Raw genomic sequence first — 26535 nt, forward strand, 5'->3', positions numbered from 1 at the left:
CCGGCGCGATGCGGTCCTCGAAGAAGAAGGTCGACACCGACGCCCTGACGCGCTGCAGGGGAGTGATCTGCCCGTTCGCGTTCGGACGGATCATGAGCGGCTCGTACTCGTTGAAGTTCAGCAGACGCCAGCGCTCGTACTCGTCGAGCTGCTCGTGGACCTCGACGTACTCGCCACCGGGGAGGCGGACGATGCGACCCGACTCGTAGCCGTGCAGCGCGATCTCGCGGTCCTTCTTCTGGAGAGCCAGGCAGACGCGCTTGGTGATCCAGAAGGCGAGGAACGGCCCGATGATCAGCACGGCCTGGACCGAGTGGATCACGAAGTTCAGCGAGAGCCTGAAGTGCGTGGCCATGATGTCCGAGCTCGCCGCTGCCCACAGCGCTGCGTAGACGACGATGCCGGCGGCACCGATCGCCGTGCGGGTCGGGGCGTTGCGCGGACGGTCGAGGATGTGGTGCTCGCGCTTGTCGCCGGTCACCCATGCCTCGAGGAATGGGTACAGCAGCACCGCGAGGATGAAGATCACCAGGACGGCGATCGGCGCCAGGATGTTCATCGAGACCGTGTAGCCGAAGAAGAGGAACTCCCAGCCCGGCGGGACGAGTCGCAGAGCACCGTCGGCGAAGCCGATGTACCAGTCGGGCTGCGTTCCCGCCGACACCGGCGACGGGTCGTAGGGACCGTAGTTCCAGATCGGGTTGATCGTGAAGAGCGACGCGATCAGCACCAGGACGCCGAAGACGATGAAGAAGAACCCGCCGGCCTTGGCGGCGAAGACCGGCATGACGGGGACGCCGACGACGTTCTCGTTGGTCTTGCCGGGGCCAGCCCACTGCGTGTGCTTGTTGATGATCAGCAGCAGCAGGTGGACGCCGAGGAGGGCGATCAGGAGTGCCGGCAGCAGCATGATGTGCAGCGAGTAGAAGCGACCCACCATGTCCGTGCCGGGGAACTCGCCGCCGAAGAGGAGGTACGAGATCCAGACGCCGATCACGGGGATGCCCTTGACCATGCCGTCGATGATCCGCGCACCGTTGCCCGAGAGCAGGTCGTCGGGGAGCGAGTAGCCCGTGAATCCCTCGGCCATGGCGAGCACCCAGAGGGTGAAGCCGACGACCCAGTTGATCTCGCGGGGCTTGCGGAACGCACCCGTGAAGTAGACGCGCAGCATGTGCAGCATGATCGACGCCACGAAGAGCAGGGCAGCCCAGTGGTGGATCTGGCGGAACAGCAGGCCGCCGCGGATGTCGAACGAGATGTCGAGCGTCGACGCCATGGCGGCCGACATGTTGAGGCCCTTGAGCGGCACGTACGAGCCGTTGTAGTTGACCTCGGCCATGGACGGCTGGAAGAAGAACGTCAGGAACGTGCCCGAGAGCAGGATCACGACGAACGAGTACAGCGCGACCTCGCCGAGCATGAACGACCAGTGGTCGGGGAAGATCTTGCGACCCACCTCGCGGACGAGGCCCGACATGCTCGTGCGCTCGTCGACGTAGTTCGCCGCGGCACCGAAGATCTTGTTCGTCTTGGTCGGCGCGAAGGCCGGTGCCGTTGTGGTGGTGGTCGAGCCCTCAGACGACGGAGTCGTGTCGGTGCTCGGTGCCGGTGTGGTGGTGATCACTTTTCGCGCTCCCAGAAGCTAGGGCCCACAGGTTCGTGGAAGTCGCTCTGCGCGACGAGGTACCCGTCGGAGTCCACGGCGATGGGCAGCTGCGGGAGAGGCCGCTTGGCCGGTCCGAAGATCACTTCGCAGTTGTTCGTCACGTCGAAGGTCGACTGGTGGCAGGGGCAGAGCAGGTGGTGTGTCTGCTGCTCGTAGAGCGCCACGGGGCACCCGACGTGCGTGCAGATCTTGGAGTACGCGACGATGCCGTCGTACTGCCATCCCTCGCGACCTTCAGGGATGTTGAGGTCCTCGGGCTTCAGGCGCATGAGCAGCACGGCTGCCTTCGCCTTCTCCTCGAGGAGGTGCTCCGACTCGTTCAGGTTCTCGGGGATCACGTGGAACACCGAGCCCAGGGTCACGTCGGACGCTCTGATGCGCGAGCCGTCAGGGTCGCGGGTGAGGTGCATGCCGTCTTCCCAGAGGGTGTGACGGAGCACCTCGTTGGGGTCCTCTGCCGGGGCCAGGTCGCGGAAGATCACGACGGCCGGCAGGGGAGTGGCGACGAGTGCGCCGATGAGGCTGTTGCGGATCAGCGCACGGCGGCCGAAGCCCGACTCCTGGTTGCCCAGGGCGAAGACCTCGACGGCCTTCTCACGGGTCTCGTCGGTGCCGCGGGTGCTGTGGCGCATCTCGGTGATCTCGCGAGCGGGCATGAGCGTCTTCGACCAGTGCACCGCACCGATGCCGACGGAGAGCAGGCCGAGCGCTATGCCGAGGCCGAGGAAGAGGTTGTTCAGCCGCACCGAGCCGGAGTCGCCGGACGTGATCGGGAACGCCACGTAGGCGCCGATGGCACCGATGCTGCCGACGATCGACAGGAAGAACCAGATGCTGACCTGGCGCTCGGCCTTCTTCTCGGCCTTGGGGTCGATGTCCGTGACGCGGTCGCGGTGCGGCGGCTCACCCGGGTTCTCGAAGACGTCCGTCGTGACGACGGCCGTTCCGGCCGACACCTGTCGAGGCTCATGCTTCTCGACAGCCGAGCCCGCGGTGGGGGCCTCGTCGTCGTGCTGTGCCATGGTTTCTTGCCTTTCGTGGAGTGCGGGAGAGTCGCGGGTCAGTTGGACCGGGCGGTGAGCCAGATGGTCACGGCGACGATCGCGCCGAGGCCGAAGATCCAGATGAAGAGGCCCTCGGCGACGGGGCCGAGGCTCCCGAGCTCGAACCCGCCGGGCGACGGGTTGTTCTCCAGGTACTTGAGGTAGGTGATGACGTCGGCCTTGTCCTGGGGGGACAGGTTGAGGTCGTTGAAGACGGGCATGTTCTGCGGGCCGGTGAGCATGGCCTCGTAGATGTGCGCGCCGCTGACGCCGTCGAGTGCGGGGGCGTACTTGCCCTCGGTGAGGGCGCCTCCTGCGCCAGCGACGTTGTGGCACATGGCGCAGTTGATGCGGAACAGCTCGGCGCCGTTGGTGGTGTCGCCGTCGGCCTGCAGGTACTCCTCGTCGGGGATCGCGGGACCGGGGGCCAGCGACGCGACGTAGGCGGCGAGGTCGTAGACCTGGTCGTCCGTGAACTGCGTGGGCTTCTCTTCTGCCTGGGGGCCGTTGGCCGCCATGGGCATGCGGCCCGTGCCGACCTGGAAGTCGACCGAGGCGGCGCCGACGCCGATGAGGCTCGGGCCCTCGCCCGTCCCGTCGGCGGCCAGGCCGTGGCAGGTGGCGCAGTTGGAGGCGAAGAGCTTCTGGCCCTCGTCGATGCTCTGCTGCGAGGCCGCGGAGGTGGTGCTCTCGTCGGCGGTGGCCGTGGACGAGAAGAGGGCGTACGCGCCGCCCGTGGTCAGCAGGCCGACCAGGAGGAGCGAGGCCGTGGCCAGGGGGCTGCGGCGACCGGTCTTGGCCGGGCGGCGCTTGGGCGTGCGGCCCTCGGGAGAGGACGTGGCTGCTGAGCTTTTGAGGAACATGCTGTGCGAGGGATCCAATGCCTATTTGAGGACGTAGACGACCATGAAGAGGCCGATCCACACCACGTCGACGAAGTGCCAGTAGTACGAGACGACGATGGCGGTCGTCGCCTCCTTGTGACCGAAGTTCTTGACGGCGAAGGCGCGGCCGATCGTGAGCAGGAACGCGATGAGCCCGCCGATGACGTGGGCCCCGTGGAAGCCGGTCGTCATGTAGAAGGCCGAGCCGTAGGCGCTCGAGCTGAGCGTGACGTGCTCGGAGATGAGGTGCGCGTACTCGAACACCTGGAGGCAGATGAACGCGGCGCCCATGGAGTAGGTGAGGAAGAACCACTCGACCATGCCCCACGAGCCGACCTGGAACAGCTTGCCGGTGCGTCGTGCCTGCATGCGCTCGGCGGCGAAGACGCCGAACTGGCAGGTGACCGACGAGAGCACGAGCATGATCGTGTTCGTCAGGGCGAACGGCACGTCGAGCTTGGCGGTCTCGGCAGCCCACAGCCCCGGTGAGGTGCTGCGCAGCGTGAAGTAGATCGCGAAGAGGCCGGCGAAGAACATGACCTCGCTGCCGAGCCACACGATGGTGCCCACGGCAACCGTGCTCGGCCGGTTCACGACCGGTCCTGCAGAAGGTCTCGAGAGAGAGGTACTTGTCACGAGGACCATTATGCCTGGTAACCGGCCCAGGGTTTGCGCAGGAAACCCCGGGTGGTGGATTTTGCGTTGACGACGAGCTATGTGATGGGCCACCCTGTGCGCCGATAGCCTTGGCGGCATGATCCACGACCTGACCTGGCCCTTCCTCATCGACCAGCTGCTCTCCGGGCGCGACCTCTCGATCAGCGAGGCGACCTGGGCGATGGAGCGCGTCATGGTGGGGGAGGCGACCCCGGCCCAGCTCGGCGCGTTCCTCGTGGCCCTCCGTGCCAAGGGCGAGACCGTCGACGAGATCGTCGGCTTCCGCGACGCCGTGCTGGCCCACGCGGTGCCGCTGCCCGTCGACTCCATGGCCGTCGACATCGTGGGCACGGGAGGCGACCGCTTCGGCACCGTGAACGTGTCGACGATGGCGTCCGTCGTCGTCGCGTCGACCGGCGTCCCCGTCATCAAGCACGGCAACCGCGCCGCGAGCTCGTCGTCGGGGTCGTCGGACGTGCTGGCGGCCCTCGGCATCGACCTGGGGCTCGGCGCCGACCGCGTCGCCGAGGTGCTCGGCGAGGTGGGGCTCACCTTCGCCTTCGCGGCCGCGTTCCACCCGGGCTTCGGCCACGCCGCGGCCGTCCGGCGCGAGATCGGCGTGCCCACGGTGTTCAACTTCCTCGGCCCGCTCGTCAACCCGGCGCGGCCGGAGGCGAGCGCCGTCGGCGTCGCGTCGCCCGAGAAGGTGGCCCTCATCGTCGGCGTCTTCCAGACGCGCGGGGCGACGGCGCTGGTGTTCCGGGGCGACGACGGGCTCGACGAGCTCACGACGACGGGTCACAGCCACATCTGGGAGGTGTCGGCCGGCTCGGTGACCGAGCACGACCTCGACCCCCTCGAGCTGGGCATCCCGCGCGCGGCCATCGCCGACCTGGTGGGCGGCGACGCCGAGCACAACGCCGGCGTGGCTCGTCGTGTCCTCGACGGGGAGACCGGCCCCGTCCGCGACATCGTCCTGCTCAACGCCGCCGCCGGGCTCGTCTCGTACCGCCTCGCCCAGGACCAGGCCCAGCGCGACCGGCCGATCCTCGCCCGGTTCCGCGAGCAGCTCCTGGTCGCCGCCGAGGCGATCGACTCGGGCGCCGCCTCCCGCAAGCTGGCCGACTGGGTGGCCGCCACGCGGCGCTGAGGCGTGCCGACCGCCTCCTGCGTCCCGCCCGGCGCCGAGACGAGGAGGCGGTCCTCCGGCACACGACGGAGGGCCCGTTCCTGACGGAACGGGCCCTCTTCTTGTCACCTCAGGGGAGGCTGGCGTCAGTTGACGTCCTCGTCGACCCAGTCGAAGGTCTTCGTGACGGCCTTCTTCCAGAGGCGGAGGGTGCGGTCGCGCTCGTCGGCCTCGATGTTCGGCGTCCAGCGCTTGTCCTCCTGCCAGTTCGAGCGCAGGTCGTCGAGCGTCTCCCAGAAGCCGACCGCGAGGCCTGCCGCGTAGGCGGCGCCCAGCGCGGTGGTCTCGGCGACGACCGGACGCACCACGGGCACGTTCAGGATGTCGGCCTGGAACTGCATCAGCGCGTCGTTGCCGGTCATGCCGCCGTCGACCTTGAGCTCGGTCAGGTCGACGCCCGAGTCGGCGTTGACCGCGTCGAGCACCTCGCGGGTCTGGAACGCCGTCGCCTCGAGGGCGGCACGGGCGATGTGGCCCTTGTTGACGTAGCGCGTGAGGCCGACCAGGGCGCCACGGGCGTCCGAGCGCCAGTAGGGCGCGAACAGGCCGGAGAACGCGGGCACGAAGTAGACGCCTCCGTTGTCCTCGACGCTCTTGGCGAGCTCCTCGACCTCGGGCGCGGAGCCGATGATGCCGAGGTTGTCGCGCAGCCACTGGATCAGCGAGCCGGTGACGGCGATCGAGCCCTCGAGCGCGTAGTGCGGCGCCGCGTCGCCGAGCTTGTAGCCCAGCGTCGTGAGGAGGCCGTTCTTCGAGTGGACGATCTCCTCGCCCGTGTTGAAGATCAGGAAGTTGCCGGTGCCGTAGGTGTTCTTCGACTCGCCCTGGTCGAACGCGGCCTGGCCGAAGGTCGCTGCTTGCTGGTCGCCCAGGATGCCGGCGATCGGGACCTCGCGGAGGAGGCTGGAGGCCTCGACCGTGCCGTAGACCTCGGACGAGCTCTTGATCTCGGGGAGCATCGAGCGCGGCACGTCGAAGGCCTCGAGGATGTCGTCGCGCCACTCGAGCGTCTCGAGGTCCATGAAGAGGGTGCGCGAGGCGTTGGTGACGTCGGTGACGTGCACGCCGCCGTCGGTGCCGCCGGTGAGGTTCCAGAGGACCCAGGTGTCCGTCGTGCCGAAGAGCAGGTCGCCGGCCTCGGCCTTCTCGCGGGCGCCCTCGACGTTCTCGAGGATCCAGACGACCTTCGTGCCCGAGAAGTAGGTGGCGAGCGGCAGGCCCACGACGGGCTTGAAGCGCTCGACGCCGCCGTCGGCCGCGAGGCGGTCGACGATCGACTGGGTGCGGGTGTCCTGCCAGACGATGGCGTTGTAGACGGCCTTGCCGGTGGTCTTGTCCCAGACGACGGCGGTCTCGCGCTGGTTGGTGATGCCGACGGCCTTGATGTTGTGGCGCGTGATGTCGGCGCGGGACAGGGCCTGGCCGATGACCTCGCGGGTGTTCTCCCAGATCTCGGCGGGGTCGTGCTCGACCCAGCCGGCGCGCGGGAAGATCTGCTCGTGCTCCTTCTGGCCGGTCGAGACGATCGATCCGGAGTGGTCGAAGATGATGGCGCGGGTGCTGGTGGTGCCCTGGTCGATCGCCAGGATGTAGTCGTCGCTCACGGGTGGTTCTCCTTCGTCGTTGATGGTGTGCACCGGGCAGGGAGGACACGCCCCGGCCGTGGCCGGAGCGTGTCCCGGGTGTCCCCGCGGTGCAGTCGTGGAACGGGTGTGGCCGGCCTGCTAGCCGTTGATGAGGGGGAGGAGCGGGTACGACAGCAGCGCCGCGAGCGCGCCGCCGACCAGGGGGCCCACCACGGGCACCCAGGCGTAGGACCAGTCGCTCGAGCCCTTGCCCTTGATGGGCAGGAGGGCGTGCGCGATGCGCGGTCCGAGGTCACGGGCCGGGTTGATGGCGTAGCCGGTCGGGCCGCCGAGGGAGGCGCCGATGCCGACCACCAGGAGACCGACTGCGAGGCCGCCGAGGCCGCCGAGGTCGACCGGGGCCGCGCTGCCGTTGGTGAAGGCGATGATTACGAACACGAGCACGAAGGTGCCGATGATCTCGGTGACGAGGTTCCAGCCGTAGTTGCGGATGGCCGGGCCGGTCGAGAAGACGCCGAGCTTGGAGGCCGGGTCGGGCTCCTCGTCGAAGTGGTTCTTGTAGGCCAGCCAGACGATGACGGCACCGATGATCGCTCCGACCATCTGCGCCGCGACGTAGACGAGGAACTGCGGGAAGTCGATGTTGCCGAGGATCAGCTGCGCGATGCTGACCGCGGGGTTGAGGTGAGCGCCCGACTTGTACGAGACGGCGATGCCGGCGAAGACCGCGAGGCCCCAGCCGAAGTTCACCATCAGGGTGCCGCCGTTGAAGCCCTTCGACTTCGTGAGGGCCACGTTGGCGACCACGCCGCCACCGAGGGTGAGGAGCATGGCGGTGCCCACCAGCTCAGAGAGAAAAATCGTTCCCAGGTCCACGTCGACCTTCCTTAGTCGTCGGGCGGGGTGCCACTGTGCACCTCCGCGGTGAGCGTGTGGCATCACCATAGACCCGCGTGCGGCCCGGTCCGCCACCCGAATCACCACGGATGCACATATGTGCACGGGCGGCCTCGCGCGCCCTGCCTGCACCGGCCCTGCCGGGAGTAGCTTCGAGGCGCGACGGTGCCGCCCGTGCACCGTGCCCGTTCCAGGGAGGGACTTCGATGAAGAAGCTCATCAACGATCCGAAGGACGTCGTCGAGGAGGCGGTGGCCGGCATCGGCGCCGCGCACCCCGACCTGCTGGTCGTCTCGCACGACCCCACGTTCGTGCGCCGCGCCTCCGCGCCCGTCGCCGGCAAGGTGGCGATCGTCAGCGGCGGCGGCAGCGGCCACGAGCCCCTGCACGCCGGCTTCGTCGGCCACGGCATGCTCAGCGCGGCCGTCCCGGGCCCCGTCTTCACCTCGCCCACGCCCGACCCGATCGTCGCCGCCACCCAGGCCGTCGACGGGGGAGCGGGCGTCCTCTACATCGTCAAGAACTACACGGGCGACGTCCTCAACTTCGAGACCGCGGCCGACCTGGCCGAGGCCGAGGGCATCACCGTGGCGTCGGTGCTCGTCGACGACGACGTCGCCGTCAAGGACTCCCTCTACACGGCCGGACGACGCGGCGTCGCGGGCACGGTCGTGGTCGAGAAGACCGCGGGCGCCGCGGCCGAGCGCGGCGACTCGCTCGAGCAGGTGGCCGAGGTGGCCCGGCGGACGAACGCCGCGACCAGGACGATGGGCGTCGCCCTGACCGCGGGCGTCGTCCCGCACGCCGGCGAGCCGAGCTTCACGCTGGCGGACGACGAGGTCGAGATCGGCATCGGCATCCACGGCGAACCCGGCCGCGAGCGCGTGCCGCTCGAGCCGGTGGACCGGATCGTGGACCGCCTGCTGGAGGCGGTCCTCGACGACCTGGGCACCGCCTCCGGCGATCGTGTCCTGCTGTTCGTCAACGGGATGGGCGGGACGCCGCTCGTCGAGCTGTACGTCGCGTTCCGGCGTGCCGCGGAGGTGCTGGCCGAGAAGGGCGTGGAGGTCACGCGGACGCTCGTCGGCAACTACGTCACCTCCCTCGAGATGCAGGGCATGTCGATCACCGTGACCAGGCTGGACGACGAGCTGACCGAGCTGTGGGACGCACCCGTCGAGACCGCGGCCCTGCGGCGCGGCCGCTGACCCTCCCGCCGCCACCAGACCAGACACCCGAGAGAAGGACGACATGACACTGGACTCCACCTGGGCCCGCCGCTTCGTCGAGCGCGCGGCCGACACCGTCAGCGAGAACCGGTCGGCGCTCGTCGAGCTCGACCGCGAGATCGGCGACGGCGACCATGGCGAGAACCTCGAGCGGGGCTTCTCGGCCGTCCGCGCGAAGCTCGCCGCGCAGCCGGACGACGCCACGCCCGGCGCCCTGCTCAAGATGGTCGCGACGACCCTCATCTCGACGGTGGGGGGCGCCTCCGGTCCCCTGCTCGGCACCGCCTTCCTCAAGGGCGCAGGTGCTCTCGGCGACGCGACCGAGATCGACTCCGCCGGCGTCGCGGCCTTCGTGGCCGCGGCCCGGGACGGAGCCGTGCTCCGCGGCAAGGCCGAGGTCGGCGACAAGACCATGGTCGACGCCTGGACCCCCGCGACGGACGCGGCCAGGGCGGCCGCCGACGGGGGCAGCGAGCCCGCCGCCGTGCTGCGCGCGGCGGCCGACGCCGCAGCAGCCGGTGCCGAGTCGACCGAGCCGCTGGTCGCCCGCAAGGGACGAGCGAGCTACCTCGGCGAACGCGCGGTCGGCCACCGGGACCCGGGCGCGCAGTCGTCCGCGCTCATCCTGGCCGCCGCCGCGGACGCCGCCGACGACGTCGCGGCAGCCGCGACCACGACCTCCGGGGAGGCGTGACCATGGCCTCCGTCGGCATCGTCGTCGTCTCGCACAGCTCGAAGATCGCCGAGGGCACGGTCGAGCTCGCCCGACAGATGGCGCCCACCACGACCCTCGTCGCCGCGGGCGGCACCGACGAGGGCGGCATCGGCACGAGCTTCGACGCCGTCTCCGCCGCGCTCGGCACCGCCGACGGCGGTGCGGGAGTCGTCGTGCTCTGCGACCTCGGCTCCGCGGTGCTCACCTCGGAGACGGCGGTCGACTTCCTCGACGACGCGGATCGCGAGCGCGTGGTCATCGTGGACGCGCCGATCGTCGAGGGCGCGGTGGCCGCGGCGGTCGCGGCCGAGACCGGCGGTTCGCTGGCCCAGGTCGCCGAGGCGGCCCGCAGCGCGACGGGCGTCGCGGACCCCCACGCCGACGAGCGCGAGCTGCGCGGCGGCGACGCGGTCGAGCGCTCCGCCGTGCTCGTGAACGCGTCGGGCCTGCACGCCCGACCGGCCGCGGAGCTGGTGACCCACGCCTCCCGGTTCCAGGCGGACGTCACGGTGAACGGCGTCGACGCGAAGAGCCTGCTCCGCATCATGGGCCTGGGGCTCGGGATCGGGTCGACCGTGTCGCTCATGGCCACCGGGCCGGACGCGCAGCAGGCGGTCGACGACCTCGTCGAGCTGATCGCGGGCGGGTTCGGCGAAGGCGTGGAGGCCCCGCAGGGCTGACGCGAGGAGGCACGACGCACGTCGGGCGGGGGAGCGGGGCCGATCTCGGTGCCGTTCCCCTCCTCGTGTCAGCCGGTCTGCGCCCGGTCGCGCACGTACCAGGTGAGCAGTTCGTCGCCGTCCTGCAGCACGTGGGCGAGCCGCATGCGCCGCAGCGGGCTCGAGTCGTCGCCGTCGGCACCCTGGCTGACGCGCAGGCCGTGGCCGCCCTCGAGCATCGGCGCGAGGGTGAGGAACAGCTCGTCGACGGCGTCGGCCCGCACCAGGTCGCCGAAGAGACGAGGGCCGCCCTCGCAGTGCATCTGGGGCAGTCCGCGCTCGACCAGGGCGTCGCGCAGGAGGTGCGGGTCGACCCGCTCCTCGCCGCAGGCCACGACGTCCGCGACGCGCTCGAGCGCCCGACGTGCTCCGGGGTCGGCCCGGTCGGTGGTCAGGACGATCGGCCGCACCGGCGCCTCCGTGAAGACGGTCGACTCGGGGTCGAGCCGGAGCGACCCCGAGACGAGGGCGAAGACGGGCTGCGGAGCGAGGCCGGCCTGCTCGCGCCAGGTCGCCGCGTCGACGCTCAGCCGCATCGCGCCGTAGCCCTCGTCGCGCACGGTGCCGGCGCCGACGACCACGACGTCGGTGACGCGCCGGAGGAGGTCGAAGACCCGGCCGTCGGCCGGCCCGCCGAGCGAGCCGGAGACGCCGTCCGAGGTGGACGCGCCGTCGAGGGTCGTCACGAAGTTGATGCGGAGGCACGGGCGGTTGCGGTCGCGGGGGGAGAGCGTCGCCAGCAGGTCCGCGTCGGTGAGGGGCGCCTCCTCGTTGCTCCCGGGGACCACGCGGACGAGACGCGAGCCGTCTGAGCTGGTCACGAGACGTTGTGCACGGCATGCACGGGTCGTCGCCAGCCGAGGATCGCCTCGACCATGCGGGCGGCGTCGACGGCCGCGCGGGCGTCGTGCATCCGCACGATGCGGGCGCCGAGGAACACGCTGGCGACGGCGGCCGCCAACGAGCCGGCGAGGCGGTCGGGCTTGGCGCGGTCGAGGGACTCGCCCACGAAGTCCTTGTTCGAGACGGCCGCGAGCACGGGGTGCCCGAGCGCGGTCACCTCGCCGAGACGGCGGGTCAGCTCGAGGGTGTGCACGGTCGTCTTGTTGAGGTCGTGGCCGGGGTCGACGATGATCTGGTCCTCTCGGACGCCGTGGGCGAGGGCGACGTCGACGCGGCGGGCGAGCAGGTCGGCCACCTCGCGGGCGACGTCGTCGTAGTGCGGCCGCGGGTGCGGACGACGCGGGGCGGCGAGGCTGTGCGTGACGACCAGGGTCGCGCCGCTGTCGGCCACGACGTCGGCGAGGCGCGGGTCGTGCAGCCCGGTGGTGTCGTTGACGACCCCTGCCCCGGCCTCGATCACCGCGGCGGCGACCTCCGGCCGGAACGTGTCGACCGAGATGACGACGTCGGACACGGCGGCCAGCGCCTGGACGACCGGCAGCACCCTGTCGAGCTCGTCGGCCGCGGACAGCTCGGGACCCGGCGCGAAGGGGACGCCCCCGATGTCGACCCAGTCGGCCCCGGCCTCGGCCGCGTCGACGGCTGCCTGCACGGCCGCGTCGAGCGCGAAGGTGCGGCCCTGGTCGAAGAAGGAGTCGGGGGTGCGGTTGACGACGGCCATCACGGCCACCTGGCGGGAGAAGTCGAAGGTGCGGCGTCCGATCGTGCGCACCGGGAGGCGCAGCGGGGGAGCGATGAAGACCGGGAGCGAGGTCTCAGGCACGGTCGCCGCCCGCGGTGATGAGCGCGATCGCCTCGGCCCGGGCCGCGGGCTCGGCGAGGGCGCCCCGGCTCGCGACGGTGACCGTCGAGCTGCCGACCTGCCGCGGGCCGCGCGTCGTCACGCAGCCGTGCACGGCGTCGAGGACGACGAGGACGCCGGCGGGGGATAGGCCCTCGACGAAGGCGTCGGCGATCTCCTCGCCGAGGCGCTCCTGCAGCTGGGGCCGCGAGGCCAGGGCGTCGACCACGCGGGGCACGGTGCCGAGGCCGACGATGCGGTCGCCCGGCACGTAGGCCACGTGCGCCTGGCCCACGAAGGGCAGGAGGTGGTGCTCGCAGACGGACCGGAGCGCGATGCCGCGGACCACCACCAGCTCGCCGAGCTTCTCGGGGTCGGAGGCGACGGCCGAGGAGCGGACGAGCTCGGCGGCGTCGACCTCGAGCCCGGCGAAGAACTCGGCGTACGCCTCGGCGACGCGTCGGGGCGTCGAGAGGAGCCCCTCACGCGTGCCGTCCTCGCCGATGGCCGCGAGGATCTCGGTGACGGCCGCCTCGATGCGGGGCCGGTCGACGGGAGGCGGGGTCATCTCTCCATCCTGCCAGGTGGCCAGCTCGGGCCCTGCGCACCGGAGGCAGTTCTCAGGGGGCCTGGGGGAGTCAGCGGGAGTCGTCGCCGGCGGAGCCGTGCTGCTCGGCGGGGCGTGCCTCGTGGTGTCGTCGACCGGGGCTGCGCCGCTCCTCCTTCATCTCGGACTCGAAGACGTGCCGTCTGCCGCCCGCGAGGGCGTCGCGCACGGTCTTCTCGCTGCGCCGGAACTCCGACCAGTACGTGTCGTCGTAGTCCTCGACGATCTGGAACGTCCAGCGGCCCTCGACGACGTTGCGCCCGACCAGGTCGCGCTCGAGGGCGTCGGCGTGCTCGTCGTGGCCGGCCTCGCGGAGCAGGTCGACCGCCTCTCCGAGCGCCAGGTCGGCCTTGCCGGTGAGTCGGTGGAAGCCGTAGAGCAGGCCTCGGGCGTGCTCCACGACCTCGAGCGCCTCGGAGAGCTTGCCGAGGGCGGCGATGGTCGCGTCGTCGACGCCGTCGGGTCGGAGGTGGGCGTCGTCGGGGGTCTCGTCGTCGGGCATGGGGCGACTGAACACCGGGAGGCTGTCGGGCGGCAGGGAGGAGGGGGTACGGATCGGCGACGGGGTGGACCGGACGGGGAGCGTTCCGGACAAGCAAGCTGACATAATGTGCATTATCAGCGCCTGCGCCGTGGCCCGAGAGGGGTGCTCCTCAGCCTCGTGAGAGCACGTCGCGCAGCAGCGACGTCAGGTCGGCCGGCTCGACCGGCTCGGCGGTGGACTCGAGCTCGTCGAGCGTCCACCAGCGCGACTCGAGGATGTCGACGCGCTCGTCGTCGGTCCAGCCAGAATCGACGACCTCGAAGTGCGGCAGCCGCACGACGAAGAACTCGGCGTGGCCGTGCGTGTGGTCCGCGTCGTCCCACGGGACCTCGAAGTCGTCGACCCGCACGACGGGACCGACGTCAGCGACGACCTGACCGGTCTCCTCGAGCAGCTCCCGCACCGCGGCCTGCGGGTGGTCCTCACCCGGGTCGACTCCCCCGCCGGGCGTGATCCAGCGGGAGTGCCCGCTCGTGTCGGGCGCCTTCGTCCGCATCAGCAGCAGGCGGTCGTCCTCGTCGAGGACGAGGAGGCGGGAGGTCGGTCGGACGACGCGCTCGGTCACGAGGTGCCCCGTCTCAGACCAGTGGGGCGAAGTCGCTCGTGTCGCCCACGTAGCGCGTGTGGTCGGCGGGGATCGGATCGACCGCGGCCGAGGCCACCTCGGCGGCGAACTCGGCGACGTTGTACAGCTTGCCGGCGCTCTCCTTGCGCGACGAGATCGCGCCCGGGTTCGAGCGCTCGAGCAGCGTGGCGGTGATCGTGCCCTCGATCATGTCGCCCGAGACGACGACGAACTCGACGCCGGCGGCCTCGAGCTGCGGCAGCATCTCGCGCAGGGCGTCCTCCCCCGCGCGCTTGCTGAGGGCGACGGGCAGGTACTCGGGCATCGTCTCGGTCGTGCGGATGAAGTGCGCCTGGTGGCTCGTGACGAACACGACGCGCGAGCCGGGCGCCATCAGCGGCAGGGCCGCCGTGAGCAGGGCGACCTGGGCGTCGCGGTTGAGCTTCAGCGCGTAGTCCTCGGCCATGCCGGACTCCATGCCGCCGGAGGCGTTCATGACGAGCACGTCGAGGCCGCCGAAGGCGTCGCGCACCTGCGCGAACATGGCGTCCAGGCTCTCGGCGTCGGTGAGGTCGGCGCCGACGGCGATCGCCTCGCCGCCCGCGGCCTCGATCTTGCCGACGAGCTGGAGCGCTCGCTTCTCCTTGTTGCGGTAGTTGACGACCACGCGGGCGCCGGCCTCGGCGAGGTAGCCGACCGTGTCGGCGCCGATGCCCCGGGACGAGCCGGTGACGAGGGCGCGCTTGCCGGTGAGGGATCCTGCGGCGAGGGGGTTGGACACGGTGGGCTCCAGACTGTCGTGGGGGGCGTGCGGCGGGTCGCGACGGACCGCCTCGAGACTATCGGTCCCCGTCCGGCTGTCGGTCGCCCCTGATAGCGTCGACGACACGGTGCATCGACCACGCAGTGGGTCGACCGCACGCGAGACGAAGGAGGCCGACGTGGACGTCGTCACCCAGTGGGCGTGGCTGATCTGGATCGGGCTGCTCCTCGTCTTCGTCGTGGTCGAGGTCACGACCCTCGAGCTCACGTTCCTCATGCTGGCGATCGGCAGCGCGGGCGGCCTGCTGGCAGGCCTCTTCGGGGCGCCGTGGTGGCTGCAGGTCATCGTCGCCGGGCTGATCGCCGTCCTGCTCCTCTTCACCGTCCGGCCTCCCCTGCTGCGGGCGCTCGGCAAGGGCGGCGACCCGACGCCCAGCAACCTCGCGGCCCTTATGGGCATCCGCGGCACGGTCGTCGTGCCGATCGGCGTCGACGGCGGCCAGGTCAAGCTCGCGAACGGCGAGACGTGGACCGCGCGCCTCCTCCCCTCTCCCCCGGCGTCGGCCGGGATCGTCCTCGACACCGGCGCGCCGGTCGTCGTCACCGCCATCGAGGGGTCGACCGCCCTGGTCGTCCCCGCCTGAAGGGACTGACCATGGACCCCACCACCATCGTGACCGTCGCCGTCGTCGCGATCGTCGTCGTCTTCGTGCTCGTCGTGCTGTTCCGAGCCGTGCGGATCATCCCGCAGGCCAGCGCGGGCGTCGTCGAGCGGCTCGGCAAGTACCACAAGACCCTCATGCCGGGGCTGAACCTGCTCGTCCCGTTCATCGACCGGGTCCGGCCGCTGATCGACATGCGCGAGCAGGTCGTGTCGTTCCCGCCGCAGCCGGTCATCACCGAGGACAACCTGGTGGTCTCGATCGACACGGTCGTCTACTTCCAGGTGACGGACGCCCGGGCGGCGACCTACGAGATCGCCAACTACCTCGGGGCGGTCGAGCAGCTGACCACGACGACCCTCCGCAACGTCGTCGGCGGGCTGAACCTCGAAGAGGCCCTGACGAGCCGCGACAACATCAACGGCCAGCTCCGCATCGTCCTCGACGAGGCCACCGGCAAGTGGGGCATCCGCGTCGGACGCGTCGAGCTCAAGGCGATCGACCCGCCCCTCTCCATCCAGGACTCGATGGAGCAGCAGATGCGCGCCGAGCGGAACCGTCGTGCCGCGATCCTCACCGCCGAGGGCACGAAGCAGTCGCAGATCCTCGAGGCCGAGGGCTCGCGCCAGTCGGCGATCCTCCGTGCCGAGGGCGACGCCCGGGCTCAGGTGCTCCGTGCACAGGGCGAGGCCGAGGCCATCGAGACCGTCTTCAACGCCATCCACCTCGGCGACCCCGATCCGAAGCTGCTCGCGTACCAGTACCTCCAGACGTTGCCGAAGCTGGCCGAGGGGTCGGCGAACAAGCTCTGGATCATCCCGAGCGAGCTCACCGAGGCGCTCAAGGGCATCGGCTCGGGGTTCTTCGCCCCGAAGGACCCGTCGGCGCCCGGCTGGGTCGACCGCGGCACGACGAAGGTGTCCGAGACCGAGCAGACGCCCGACCTCGCCACCACGGTCGACCTCGGCAGCGAGCCCGACCTGGGCTTCCCGACCGTCACGCGTCCCGGGGCCGGTGACCTGCCGCAGTCCGGCGGTCAGACCGGCTCCTCGGACGGCAGCACGGATGTGCCGCCCACCGCTCCCCCGGCCGCTCCCTAGTGGAGCCGGCCCGCGCCTCCGTCTGGTTCGAGGGTCCGGCACCGCGGGTGCTGGCGCACCGCGGCCTGGCCCTCGACGTGCCCGAGAACACGACGGCGTCGTTCCTGCAGGCGATCGCGGCGGGCGCGCTCTACGTCGAGACCGACGTCCACGCGACGAGCGACGGCGTCGCCGTCGTGAGCCACGACCCCGACCTCTCGCGGGTCGCGGGTCGTGACGTCTCGGTGCACGACCTCACCCTGGCCGAGGTCCGGCTGGTCCGACTCGAGGACGGCTACGAGATGCCGACCCTCGAGGAGGCGCTGGACGCGTTCCCCGAGACCCGCTTCAACATCGACGTCAAGGTCGCCGAGGCCGTCGACCCGACGATCGACGCGGTGCGGCGGGCACGGGCCGAGCACCGCGTCCTGCTCACCTCGTTCGACCAGCGCATCCGACGGCGGGTGCTTGCCGAGCTCCCCGGCGTCGCCACCTCGGCGTCGTCCTGGGGCGTCGTCGCCGTCGTCGCCCTCGGCGCCGTGCCCGTCACGTCGATCCGGCTAAGGCTGATGGCCCGTGCGCTCCGTGGCTGCGGGGCCGTCCAGGTGCCCGAGCGCCAGGGCCCGCTCCGTGTCGTCACCCGTCGCCGGGTCCGCGACCTCGAGGCGATCGGTGTCGAGACCCACGTCTGGACCGTCAACGACCCCGTCGCCATGCGCCGTCTGCTCGCCCTCGGCGTGCACGGACTCGTGTCCGACCGGGTCGATCTCGCCCTCGCGGAGGTGCGGGCGGCCACTGCCAGGGCACTGTGAGCGGACTGTGAATCCGTCTCGGATGAAACAGGCGGACCCGACCTGACGTTACAACGGGAGATTGCAACGCGAGAGGAGACCACACAATGGCAGATCGCAGTTTGCGTGGCATGCGGCTCGGCAGTCAGAGCCTGCAGAGCGAAGAGGGCGTGGAGTTCTCACCCCGGAAGCGTGCCGTCTACCAGACGGCGGACGGCACGGAGTTCGACATGGTCTTCGCGGCCGACGCGGAGATCCCCGACATCTGGCAGTCGCCCAAGAGCGGCCAGGAGGGTCGTCTGCTCGCCGCAGACGGCAAGCCCGTCGAGATCGAGGCCGGAGACGTCAAGGTGCCCAGGAGCCACTGGGACATGCTGCTCGAGCGACGCAGCCGTGAGGAGCTCGAGGAGCTCCTCGAGGAGCGTCTGACGTTCCTCCGCGCGCGTCGCGGCAAGCAGGCCATCGGAGCCTGAGGCTCGCCCTCCGAGTTCCGGCCCGCTCCCCCACCATCGGCCCCGGTCGTCGTCACGACGCCGGGGCCGATGTGCGTCCGGTCGCCGGTCCTGACGGCCTGCCGGTCGTGACGCCGTGCGTCCCGTGCGGCGTCGTCAGCGGCGGCGGCCGCGCCGCACCGAGTCGAACTGGCCGGGGTCGTCCAGCTCGTCCTCGAGGGCCACGGGCTTCTCGGCGGCCAGCCGCGGCGTGGTGAGCTCCGCCCACGGAGCCGAGGTGAGGAGACGGCGGCGTCGGCTCCGACGACCGCCGATCAGCACCCGCGAGAGGACCAGCAGGGCGAGCCCGAGGAACGAGACGAACAGCTCGATCGCCCGGCTGTCGACGACTGCGGGCGTCGTCCCGGTGCCGAGGTCGACCGTGTGGACCATGGTGCCGGCCGTGAAGTCCTGGACGCCGGCGACGATGTCCCCCTGCGCGTCGATGACCCGGCTGGAGGCGATGGTCGAGACGTTGACGACCGGGCGCGCCGTCTCGATGGCCCGCAGCCGGGCGATCGCGAGCTGCTGGGCGTTCTCGTCGGTCTCGCCGAAGTCGGCGTTGTTCGTCTGCGCGATGATCACCTGGGCGCCGTCGCGCATCATGTTCGTGACGAGCTGGTCGTCGACGATGTCGAAGCAGATCGAGATGCCGGCGGTGAAGTCGCCGATCGTCATCGCCTCAGGTCGTGTGCCGGGCGTGTAGTCGCGGGCGATGAGGTCGATGAGGTCAGGTGCGAAGGGCCGCCAGAAGGAGCGGTCGGGCACGTACTCGCCGAACGGGATCGGGTGCTTCTTGTCGTACTGCCCCTGCACCTCGCCGTCGTCCCAGAGGACGGAGGAGTTCCAGACGGTCTCGCCGTCGTCGCTCTGCGTGATGACGCCCGACAGGAGGGGCGCGTCGTAGCCCGTCGTGATGGCGTCGAAGACGTAGCGGCCGTACGCGTCGCGGGTGGGGTCGCGGTCGCTGCCGCCCTCGGGCCAGACGACGAGGTCGAGGTCGTCGCCGGGCTGGAGGCCGCTCATCGCGAGCACCTGCGAGTTGAGCAGGTCGCCCTGCTCCCTCTCGTCGAAGTAGCCGGCCGGTCCGTTGCCCTGCACGCCGGCGATGCGGGCGGTGCCGCTCGACGACGTGGGCCAGGCGGGGACGGCGAGCACGGCGACGACGGCGATCGCGCCGGCCAGCAGCCGGGTCGCGCGGGGCAGCGTGACCATGAGGGCGAGCTGGATCAGCGCCGCGACGAGGGCCACCATGAGGAAGCTCAGCCCGGAGATGCCCACCCACGCCACGAGCCCGGCGAACGGGCTCTGCGACTGGCTGAGCGCCATGCGGCCCCACGCGAACCCGCCGTAGGGCCAGTTGCCGGCGACGAACTCGCGGAGGGTCCAGAGGCCGGCCACGACGACCGGGACGACGACGGCCTGGCCGACGAGTCCGGGCCAGATGCGCGGCACCCAGCGGTAGGCGAGGGCGATGAGCACGGCCCCGCCGCCGAAGAAGAGGGCCTCGAGCGTCGAGAGCGCGGCCCACGGCAGCAGCCCGAGGTAGAGGGTCGCCCAGAAGATGTGGACGAGGTAGAACGAGAGCCCGGCCACGAGGCCCACGAGGAACGCTCCCCCGGCCCGGCGGCCACGCAGGGACACCAGCACGAGGGCGATCCCGACGAAGGCGAGGGGCCACACGTCGCCGTCGGGGAACCCCGCGTCGAGCACGATCCCGGCCCCGGCCGCCACGAGGACGGCCACCCAGAGCGGCAGGCGGAAGTCGGTCACGCGGAGGGGCACCGTGCGATCCTACGGGGGCGAGGCTGGGAGGCGGGGCGCGCCTCCTGCGGGTCTCGAGCGGCCCTGCGGAGCCGGCTCGGACCGCCGGGCCCCGCCTCAGACCGCCGAGTAGGAGACGATGCCGCGCCGGACGGCGTCGAGCGCCCGGCGGGCGATCGGCCCCACCGGCAGGTCGGCCACGACGGACAGCTGGTCGAGCAGGTCGATGGTCTGCTTCGTCCAGCGGACGAAGTCGCCCGCGGCGAGCTCGGCGTCCTCGAGCACGGAGTCGAGGTCCGCTCCCCTGGCCCACCGGTGCATGGCCAGCGCCAAGCCAGGAGCCGGCGGGTTGCTGCCGGGCAGACGGTGTTCTTGCTCGAGGTCGTCGAGCTCGGCCCAGAGCTTCTGCGTCTCGTCGAGGGCCTCGCGGTACGCGCCGCGCGGCAGGAACCGCTCGCTGAGCTGGCCCTCGTCGCGGCGGGGCTCGTAGACGAGGGTGGCGGCCATGGCCGCCATCGAGGGCACGTCGAGCGCGTCCCAGAGCCCGAGCCGCAGGCTCTCGGCGACGAGCAGGTCACGGTCGCCGTAGATGCGACGCAGGGTGCGCCCGGTCGACGTGACGGCGACCTCGGCCGTGCGATCGCCCGCGCGCCTCGACGAGCCGGGCGCGGCTGCGCCGGACGTCGACGAGCGCGGCGACGCGGGCTCGAGGTAGCCGCGGTCGAGCAGCACGTCGGTGACCCGGTCGAAGACCTTGGCGACGGCGCCGGTGCGCCCCCGGATCTGGGCGGACAGCTGGTCGGTCTGCTTCTTGAGCTTCCACCAGCGCTCGGACCAGCGGGCGTGCTGCTCGCGCTCGGGGCAGGCGTGGCAGGGGTGCTGGCGGAGGCGACGGCGCAGGTCGGCGAGGTGCCGCTGGCGCTTGTCGTGCTCGGCCCGCGACTGCGCGTCGGCTCGTGCGGCGCCCTGCTTCTCGAGGTCGCCGAGCTCGCGACGGATGGTGGTGTACTCGCCGAAGTCGCCGAGGTGGCACTGCATGCTGCGGGCGTAGCCGTCGAGGCTCTCCTGCTGCGTGCGGACCTTGCGGGCGAGATCGACGACGGCACGGTCGGCCTGGAACTGCGCGAACGACGTCTCGAGCACCTCACGGGTGCGTGACCGGCCGAACTGCTCGATCAGGTTGACCGCCATGTTGTAGGTCGGGCGGAAGCTCGAGTTCATCGGGTAGGTGCGTCGGGAGGCGAGGCTCGCGACCGCCTGCGGGTCGAGGCCCTGCTGCCACTGGATGAGGGAGTGCCCCTCGACGTCGATCCCCCGTCGGCCGGCGCGGCCGGTCAGCTGGGTGTACTCCCCCGGCGTGATCGGCACGCGGGCCTCGCCGTTGAACTTCTCGAGCTTCTCGAGCACGACCGTTCGCGCGGGCATGTTGATGCCGAGAGCCAGGGTCTCGGTGGCGAAGACGACCTTGACGAGCTTCTTCTGGAACAGCTCCTCCACCACCTCCTTGAAGGCGGGCAGCAGGCCGGCGTGGTGCGCGGCGACCCCGCGCTCGAGGCCGTCGAGCCACTGCCAGTAGCCGAGCACGGCGAGGTCTTCGTCACGGAGCGTGCGGCACCGGGCCTCGACGATCTCGCGGATCTCCTGGCGCTGGTCGGCGGTGGTGAGGCGGATGCCCGAGCGCAGCACCTGCTTGACGGCCTGGTCGCAGCCGACGCGGCTGAAGACGAAGAAGATGGCCGGGAGGAGGTTCTGGTCGTCGAGCATCTCGACGATCTTCCAGCGGTCGAGGCGACCTTGGGCGTGCTGCGTCGGCGGCACGACGTGTCCGCGCGGGCCACGGCCCGAGAAGCCCTCGCGACCGCCGCGCTCGCGCCGGCTGCCGCCTCCTCGTCTCGACAGCGAGGTGGCCCGCAGCAGCTCGGGGTTGACGCGGTTGGTCGCCGCCTGCCCGCTCGAGTCGAACAGGTCGAGGAACTTGCCCCCGACGAGGACGTGCTGGTCGAGGGGCACCGGGCGGTCCTCGGAGACGATCACGTCGGTGCCGCCGCGCACGGTCTGCAGCCAGTCGCCGAACTCCTCGGCGTTCGACACGGTGGCGCTGAGCGAGATGAGGCGCACGTCGAGCGGGAGGTGGATGATCACTTCTTCCCACACGGCGCCGCGGAAGCGGTCGGCGAGGAAGTGCACCTCGTCGAGGACGACGTAGCGGAGGTCGTCGAGCATCTCGGAGCCCGCGTAGATCATGTTGCGGAGCACCTCGGTCGTCATCACGACGATGCGGGCGCGGGAGTTCACGTTGGTGTCGCCGGTGAGCAGGCCGACCTCGGACGCACCGTACTCGGCCACCAGCTCCTGGAACTTCTGGTTGCTCAGCGCCTTCATCGGCGCGGTGTAGAAGACCTTGTCGCGGGGGTGCTGCATGGCGAGGTGGATGGCGAACTCGGCGACCAGGGTCTTGCCGGCACCGGTGGGCGCGGCGACGAGGACGCTCGAGCCCTCCTCGACGGAGGCGCAGGCCGCCTCCTGGAACGGGTCGAGCGAGAAGCCGAGGCGCGACCGGAACGACTGCAGCTGCGGCGTGCGGACGCGGTTCTTCGAGGCGGCGAAGCGGGCGGCCGGGCTGAGGTCGCTGCTGGTCATGGGGTCACCCTCCGGCGAGTTCGGCGTCGAGTGCCGCGGCGCGCTTGGCGACGCCGCGGTCGTGGATCCAGGCGACGCCGGCGGCGACGAAGTAGAGGAACACCATGGGCACCGCGAGCAGGAACATCGAGAAGACGTCGGCCGCGGGCGTCGCGATGGCGGTGAAGACCGCGATCAGCAGGATGGCGACGCGCCAGCCCTTGATGATCGCCCCGGCGCTGATGACCCCGACGAAGTTGAGGAGCACGAGGAAGACCGGCAGGACGAAGGCGATGCCGCAGGCGAGGACGAGCTTGAGGACGAAGTCGAAGTACTGCTTCGCGTCGATGATCGCGGCGTCCTGCTCGGAGACGAAGCCCGTGAGCACGCGCACGATGTTCGGCAGGACGTAGACGCCGCTCATGCAGCCGAGCAGGAAGAGCGGGATGGCCGAGCCGATGAAGCCGACGGCATAGAGCTTCTCTCGACGGACCAGGGCCGGGACGATGAACGCCCAGACCTGGTACAGCCAGACCGGGCTGCTGAGGATGACGCCGACGGTGACGGCGATCTGCATCCGCAGGTCGAAGCTGCTCGTGATCTGGGCGTAGTTGAGCACGGCCTCGCTCGCGTTGCCGCCCGCCAGCACGAGGACCGGCTGCCGCAGGAAGTCGAGGACGAACTGGGAGACGAACCAGCCCGCGACGCTGGCGAGGATCAGGGCCAGGGCGGAGCGGAACAGGCGCTTGCGCAGCTCGACGAGGTGCGCGCCCAGGGACATGCGCCCGTCGGCCGAGCGCTTCCGCGAGCCCCGGGGTGCCTGGTCGCCCTCGTCGGTGCCACGAGTCGTCGTCGTGGCCACGCGTCAGTTCTTCAGGTGGTCGTCGCCGCTGGTGGGGCGGACGGTCGGGACGTCGGCGTCACGGCGCAGGGTGCTGTCGGTGGCCGAGTGGCGGGTGACGTCGTCGTCGCCGGTCTTCTTGTCGTCGCCGATCTCGTTCTTGAAGATGCGCATCGACTGGGCGATGCTCTTCGCGAGGGCGGGCAGCTTGGGGGCGCCGAACAGCAGCAGGATGATCGCCAGGATGATGATCAGGTGCCAGCCGGTGAGGTTTCCGAGCATGAGGGGTGTCTCCTAGCGGGAAGGGGAGTCCCCAGTGTAACCCGGCGCCTGTGACGGGACCTGGTGGTCGGGCCCACGTCGAGCGACCCGAGCTGCCCCGGCGGCCGAGCGGCTCAGGCGTCGTAGCGGGCGGCGGCCTCGGCGGCCCAGCTCGCGACGGCACGACGTGCCTCGTCCGGCGCGACGACGCGGGCGCGGCCCGGGAGACCGCTCACGAGACGGGCGACGGTGCCCACGTGGCCGACCCGGAGGGTGAGGCGGGTGCGACCCTCCCCCGCGTCCTCGACGTCGGAGGGGCGGTAGTCGTCCAGGAGCGGCGCCGCCGCCGCGTCGATCTCGACGACGACGTCGAGGTCGTCCGGCGAGCCCTCGAAGAGGGTGTCGGGCAGCGACAGGTCGGAGGCGCGGTGCGTGATTCGCGCGTCGGTGAGGGCAGGCGAGGCGATGCGGTCCAGGCGGAACGTCCGGAGCGCCTCCCTGAGGTGGTCCCAGCCGCGCAGGTACCAGTCGGCGTCGAGCGACTCCACCCGGAGGGGATCGACGCGGCGCCGCTCGACCTGCCCTCGGACGCCGGCGTAGTCGAACTCGAGCTGCACCCCGCGCTCGACGGCGTCGCGGACGAGGGCCAGCACCTCGCTCGTGCCCTCCTGGGCCACGGCCACCTGGCTCGGCTCGCCCGAGGCGCCGCGGGAGAGCTTCGACATCAGCGAGGCGACGGCCCCGCGGTCCGCGTTCTCCGGCAGCGACGACAGGTACTGCAGGCCCGCGATCAGCGCGGCCGCCTCCCGTGCCGAGAAGCGGGGCGTGTCGTCGATGGCCACGAGGTTCGTGAGGACGATGACGTCGTTCTGCTCGAAGTCGTCCCACGCGATGTCGAAGAGGTCGGCGTGCTGGTACTGGGCGGTGTCCCCCGGGATGCCCGACACGGCGATCAGCTCGACCGCGCGGCGGATGTCGGTCACGCCCACGCCGAAGTGCGCGGCGGCCTCGGCCACGCTGACGCGCTCGTGGTCGATCAGCCAGGGCACGAGCGAGAGGAGGAACGCGAGCTTGTCGGTCGCGTGCAGGGCAGGACGGCGGTCGGTCACGAGCCTGCTCCCCCGCTCGTGGCGGCACCGGAGCCCGCTGAGGCGCGGCTGGGGGCGGCGTCGACGGGATGGTCGGCGGCGAGGTCGCGGAGTCGCGACGCCACCAGGTCGCGCAGGTCGTCGGGCGCGAGCGCGACGACCTCGGGCCCGAACGACGTGAGTTCCTCGGCCAGGACCTGGCGGTCGCTGTAGTGCACGAGCAGCACGTCGTCGTCGCCCTGCACGGTGCCGCGTCGTGCGCCGAGGCGCGTGCGAGCGTCCGAGTGCGGGGCCGCGCGGACGGTGGCCGTGTTCTGCTCCCACAGCCGGTCGAGGCCCTCCAGCGCGGAGTCGGCGGTGGCGTCGGCGGGGCGGGAGAACGTCTTCGTCGTGACGGTCACCGGGCCCACGATGCGCGACAGCAGGAAGTTCTTGCGCGACGACGTGTCGGGCTCGACGACGGACACCATCCACCGGCCCTGGTGCTGGACCAGCGCGAAGGGAGCCACCTCGCGTCGGCGGGGCGCCGCCTCCCCCGGCTTGAGGTAGTCGAAGCGCACCACGACGCCTCGGTCGAGGGCGGTGCGCAGCGGCTCGAAGGCGGCGTCGCGACTGCGGACCCGCGGGGCGTAGGCGAGCTCGGGGACGCTCGTCGCGCCTCCCAGGGACCGCAGCTTGAGCAGCGCGCGGCGGGACTCGGCCGAGAGGGTGCCCTCGCGCCACACCATGCCCGCGAGCGTGAGGAGCGCCGTCTCCTCCGGCGAGAAGGAGATGTCGACGGGCAGTTCGTAGTCGCCGCGGAGGATGCGGTAGCGCAGGAGGTGGTTGTCGCCGGCCGCGGCGGGGTCGTCGACGGTCTCGAGGGGCACCCCGAGCTCGCGGATGTCGTCCTTGTCGCGCTCGAACTGCCGCTCGAGGGCCGCGTTGTCGCCACCGGCGACGTACTTCTGCCGGTAGCCCTGGACGGTGGAGAGGACCTCGGTCTTCGTCAGGCCCGCGTCGGTCGCGAGGAGGGCGAGGACGAGGCTGAAGAGGCGTTCCTCGACGGGGATGCGCGGAGCGCGGACGGCTGCCACGCGTCGATCCTAGGACACGCCCGCGAGCCCCGCGGCCCCGAGGACGGGGCGGCGGGGCGACACGGGACGGCGGGTCAGAGGGCGCCCAGGACGTCGAAGACGTAGACGAGCGGCTGGGGGACGCCGGCCGCCTCGTCGGCGGGCACGACGACCATCACCTGCGAGCCGATCGCGGTGCCCACGAGGGCGTCGCGGATCGGACCGGGGATCTGCTCGTCCGCGAGCGGCAGCGACGTGGCCGACCCGCCGTCGGTCCACGACGAGGTCGCGACGGTCGAGGGCGAGGCCCACGTCACGGCGGTGAACTGCACGACGGCGGTATCGTCCGCGGCGAGCTCGCGGCCGGAGCCGTCGAGGACGAGGTGCGACTCGGGCGACGTGGGGGCCTCCGACGCGGGGACCGTCACGCCGGGGGCGCCGTCCGGGGCGCGGACGACGGCGGGCATGCCCTGCGCGCCGAGCACGGGGCGGCCGTTCGCCTTGGCGAGGAAGGACTGGCGGATGTCGACGATCGCGACGTACGCCGCGTCGGGGGCGTCGTCGGTGGCACCGGCGCCGCCGTTGACCGACGCCGACAGCTCGGAGGCCTTGATGGCGACGGCGACGCGCGACCCCACCCGTGAGCACTCCAGGGCGGAGGCGAGCGGAGCCAGGGCGCTGCCCCCGACGGTGATGGGCGCGTTGAGGCTGCCGTCGTAGCCCGAGTCCTCGACCTCGGCACCGGTGGTGCCGTCGTAGAGGGTGTAGTCGATGATGACCGGCGTGCCGTCGAGGATGCGGTCGCCCGTGCCCTCGATCAGGGTCGAGACCTGCGTCTCGGTCGTGACGATCGGGCTCGGCACCTGGGCGTCGGGCTTCTCGCCGAAGGCGCCGGTGGCGGTGACGACCGAGGCGGCGTCGCCCGTGGGCGGGCACCCGGCGGAGCCCGGCGCGGGGGTCGTCGCGCACGCGGTCAGCGAGGCCAGCAGGCCGACGGTCACGACGAGGGCGGGGATCTTGCGCACGGAGGCTCTTTCCTGGGCTGCGGCCGGGGGCCGCGACTGGCGGGTCGCT

Annotated in this window: 27 protein-coding genes; 8 read left to right on the forward strand and 19 right to left on the reverse strand. The window is 71.4% G+C overall.

What is annotated here, in order from left to right; all coding sequences use genetic code 11:
* From IFT77_RS00945 to IFT77_RS00960, 4 genes are all read right to left on the reverse strand, one after another.
* Nucleotides 1-1627: cytochrome bc complex cytochrome b subunit (locus tag IFT77_RS00945; protein WP_371740852.1), on the reverse strand; the 1627-nt coding region annotated here is incomplete at its 3' end.
* Entirely contained in the window at nucleotides 1624-2691 is a 1068-nt protein-coding gene (locus IFT77_RS00950; RefSeq protein WP_192041598.1) for a ubiquinol-cytochrome c reductase iron-sulfur subunit, read from the reverse strand. The genes IFT77_RS00950 and IFT77_RS00945, both read right to left, overlap by 4 nt.
* Before the next feature lie 38 nt (nucleotides 2692-2729).
* Complete coding sequence (locus tag IFT77_RS00955) at nucleotides 2730-3575, reverse strand: c-type cytochrome (RefSeq protein ID WP_133737450.1); 846 nt, start codon at nucleotides 3573-3575, stop codon at nucleotides 2730-2732.
* A 21-nt stretch (nucleotides 3576-3596) separates the two neighbouring features.
* Nucleotides 3597-4241 (reverse strand): heme-copper oxidase subunit III, encoded by a 645-nt coding sequence (locus IFT77_RS00960; RefSeq protein WP_123545607.1) that lies wholly within the window; start codon nucleotides 4239-4241, stop codon nucleotides 3597-3599.
* A gap of 109 nt (nucleotides 4242-4350) precedes the next feature.
* Between IFT77_RS00960 and trpD the strand changes: the two genes are divergently transcribed.
* Nucleotides 4351-5403: an anthranilate phosphoribosyltransferase gene (gene trpD / locus IFT77_RS00965; RefSeq protein WP_192041600.1), complete on the forward strand. Its 1053-nt coding sequence runs from the start codon at nucleotides 4351-4353 to the stop codon at nucleotides 5401-5403.
* Between the two features lie 125 nt (nucleotides 5404-5528).
* Here trpD and glpK read toward each other — a convergent pair whose 3' ends face one another.
* Nucleotides 5529-7046 carry a glycerol kinase GlpK gene (gene glpK, locus IFT77_RS00970; protein WP_123545611.1) on the reverse strand — a complete coding sequence of 506 codons (1518 nt, stop codon included), beginning with the start codon at nucleotides 7044-7046 and terminating at the stop codon, nucleotides 5529-5531.
* A 120-nt stretch (nucleotides 7047-7166) separates the two neighbouring features.
* Nucleotides 7167-7904: an MIP/aquaporin family protein gene (locus IFT77_RS00975; RefSeq protein WP_371740853.1), complete on the reverse strand. Its 738-nt coding sequence runs from the start codon at nucleotides 7902-7904 to the stop codon at nucleotides 7167-7169.
* 227 nt (nucleotides 7905-8131) lie between these two features.
* Here IFT77_RS00975 and dhaK point away from each other — a divergent pair, with 227 nt between their 5' ends.
* The 3 genes from dhaK to dhaM are packed head-to-tail and all read left to right on the forward strand — an operon-like array spanning nucleotide 8132 to nucleotide 10549.
* Nucleotides 8132-9133 (forward strand): dihydroxyacetone kinase subunit DhaK, encoded by a 1002-nt coding sequence (gene dhaK, locus IFT77_RS00980; RefSeq protein ID WP_192169018.1) that lies wholly within the window; start codon nucleotides 8132-8134, stop codon nucleotides 9131-9133.
* Nucleotides 9134-9176: 43 nt separating this feature from the next.
* On the forward strand, nucleotides 9177-9848 hold the full coding sequence (gene dhaL / locus IFT77_RS00985) for a dihydroxyacetone kinase subunit DhaL (RefSeq protein WP_192041603.1): 672 nt from the start codon (nucleotides 9177-9179) through the stop codon (nucleotides 9846-9848).
* Between the two features lie 2 nt (nucleotides 9849-9850).
* Nucleotides 9851-10549 (forward strand): dihydroxyacetone kinase phosphoryl donor subunit DhaM, encoded by a 699-nt coding sequence (dhaM, locus tag IFT77_RS00990; protein ID WP_192169019.1) that lies wholly within the window; start codon nucleotides 9851-9853, stop codon nucleotides 10547-10549.
* Between the two features lie 68 nt (nucleotides 10550-10617).
* On the opposite strand, the gene IFT77_RS00995 is transcribed toward dhaM, so the two are convergent.
* From IFT77_RS00995 to IFT77_RS01020, 6 genes are all read right to left on the reverse strand, one after another.
* Nucleotides 10618-11409 (reverse strand): pyrimidine reductase family protein, encoded by a 792-nt coding sequence (locus IFT77_RS00995; RefSeq protein WP_371740854.1) that lies wholly within the window; start codon nucleotides 11407-11409, stop codon nucleotides 10618-10620.
* Complete coding sequence (gene folP, locus IFT77_RS01000; RefSeq protein ID WP_371740855.1) at nucleotides 11406-12314, reverse strand: dihydropteroate synthase; 909 nt, start codon at nucleotides 12312-12314, stop codon at nucleotides 11406-11408. The genes IFT77_RS00995 and folP overlap by 4 nt, the downstream gene beginning before the upstream one ends.
* The gene (gene folE / locus IFT77_RS01005) at nucleotides 12307-12900 is read right to left on the reverse strand and encodes a GTP cyclohydrolase I FolE (RefSeq protein ID WP_192169020.1); all 594 of its coding nucleotides are present in this window, start codon (nucleotides 12898-12900) and stop codon (nucleotides 12307-12309) included. The genes folP and folE overlap by 8 nt, the downstream gene beginning before the upstream one ends.
* A gap of 70 nt (nucleotides 12901-12970) precedes the next feature.
* The gene (locus tag IFT77_RS01010) at nucleotides 12971-13441 is read right to left on the reverse strand and encodes a hypothetical protein (protein ID WP_192041606.1); all 471 of its coding nucleotides are present in this window, start codon (nucleotides 13439-13441) and stop codon (nucleotides 12971-12973) included.
* A 151-nt stretch (nucleotides 13442-13592) separates the two neighbouring features.
* On the reverse strand, nucleotides 13593-14048 hold the full coding sequence (locus IFT77_RS01015) for an NUDIX hydrolase (protein ID WP_371740856.1): 456 nt from the start codon (nucleotides 14046-14048) through the stop codon (nucleotides 13593-13595).
* Nucleotides 14049-14061: 13 nt separating this feature from the next.
* The gene (locus IFT77_RS01020) at nucleotides 14062-14829 is read right to left on the reverse strand and encodes an SDR family oxidoreductase (RefSeq protein ID WP_192041607.1); all 768 of its coding nucleotides are present in this window, start codon (nucleotides 14827-14829) and stop codon (nucleotides 14062-14064) included.
* A gap of 160 nt (nucleotides 14830-14989) precedes the next feature.
* On the opposite strand from IFT77_RS01020, the gene IFT77_RS01025 reads away from it, so the two are divergent.
* The 4 genes from IFT77_RS01025 to IFT77_RS01040 all read left to right on the forward strand — a co-directional run bounded on the left by IFT77_RS01025 (nucleotide 14990) and on the right by IFT77_RS01040 (nucleotide 17815).
* Entirely contained in the window at nucleotides 14990-15454 is a 465-nt protein-coding gene (locus IFT77_RS01025) for an NfeD family protein (protein WP_197980631.1), read from the forward strand.
* Between the two features lie 11 nt (nucleotides 15455-15465).
* Nucleotides 15466-16572 (forward strand): SPFH domain-containing protein, encoded by a 1107-nt coding sequence (locus tag IFT77_RS01030; RefSeq protein ID WP_197980379.1) that lies wholly within the window; start codon nucleotides 15466-15468, stop codon nucleotides 16570-16572.
* Nucleotides 16573-16619: 47 nt separating this feature from the next.
* Nucleotides 16620-17363, forward strand: coding sequence for a glycerophosphodiester phosphodiesterase family protein (locus tag IFT77_RS01035; protein WP_371740857.1), 744 nt, complete (start codon nucleotides 16620-16622; stop codon nucleotides 17361-17363).
* A gap of 86 nt (nucleotides 17364-17449) precedes the next feature.
* Nucleotides 17450-17815: an RNA polymerase-binding protein RbpA gene (locus IFT77_RS01040; RefSeq protein WP_123545626.1), complete on the forward strand. Its 366-nt coding sequence runs from the start codon at nucleotides 17450-17452 to the stop codon at nucleotides 17813-17815.
* A gap of 135 nt (nucleotides 17816-17950) precedes the next feature.
* Here IFT77_RS01040 and lnt read toward each other — a convergent pair whose 3' ends face one another.
* The 7 genes from lnt to IFT77_RS01075 all read right to left on the reverse strand — a co-directional run bounded on the left by lnt (nucleotide 17951) and on the right by IFT77_RS01075 (nucleotide 26486).
* The gene (lnt, locus tag IFT77_RS01045) at nucleotides 17951-19618 is read right to left on the reverse strand and encodes an apolipoprotein N-acyltransferase (protein ID WP_371740858.1); all 1668 of its coding nucleotides are present in this window, start codon (nucleotides 19616-19618) and stop codon (nucleotides 17951-17953) included.
* Between the two features lie 96 nt (nucleotides 19619-19714).
* Nucleotides 19715-22237, reverse strand: a complete 2523-nt coding sequence (locus IFT77_RS01050) for an RNA helicase (RefSeq protein WP_192041610.1) — start codon at nucleotides 22235-22237, stop codon at nucleotides 19715-19717.
* Nucleotides 22238-22241: 4 nt separating this feature from the next.
* Nucleotides 22242-23078 (reverse strand): twin-arginine translocase subunit TatC, encoded by an 837-nt coding sequence (gene tatC / locus IFT77_RS01055; RefSeq protein WP_371740859.1) that lies wholly within the window; start codon nucleotides 23076-23078, stop codon nucleotides 22242-22244.
* A 3-nt stretch (nucleotides 23079-23081) separates the two neighbouring features.
* Nucleotides 23082-23339: a twin-arginine translocase TatA/TatE family subunit gene (tatA, locus tag IFT77_RS01060; protein ID WP_192041611.1), complete on the reverse strand. Its 258-nt coding sequence runs from the start codon at nucleotides 23337-23339 to the stop codon at nucleotides 23082-23084.
* 113 nt (nucleotides 23340-23452) lie between these two features.
* Entirely contained in the window at nucleotides 23453-24427 is a 975-nt protein-coding gene (locus tag IFT77_RS01065) for a YafY family protein (protein ID WP_123545631.1), read from the reverse strand.
* The gene (locus tag IFT77_RS01070; RefSeq protein WP_371740860.1) at nucleotides 24424-25482 is read right to left on the reverse strand and encodes a helix-turn-helix transcriptional regulator; all 1059 of its coding nucleotides are present in this window, start codon (nucleotides 25480-25482) and stop codon (nucleotides 24424-24426) included. The genes IFT77_RS01065 and IFT77_RS01070 overlap by 4 nt, the downstream gene beginning before the upstream one ends.
* Nucleotides 25483-25556: 74 nt before the next feature.
* The gene (locus tag IFT77_RS01075) at nucleotides 25557-26486 is read right to left on the reverse strand and encodes an FKBP-type peptidyl-prolyl cis-trans isomerase (RefSeq protein WP_192169022.1); all 930 of its coding nucleotides are present in this window, start codon (nucleotides 26484-26486) and stop codon (nucleotides 25557-25559) included.
* Nucleotides 26487-26535: the final 49 nt, after the last annotated feature.

Origin of the sequence: Frigoribacterium sp. CFBP 13729, assembly GCF_014841875.1 — a bacterium.
GTDB lineage: Bacteria > Actinomycetota > Actinomycetes > Actinomycetales > Microbacteriaceae > Frigoribacterium.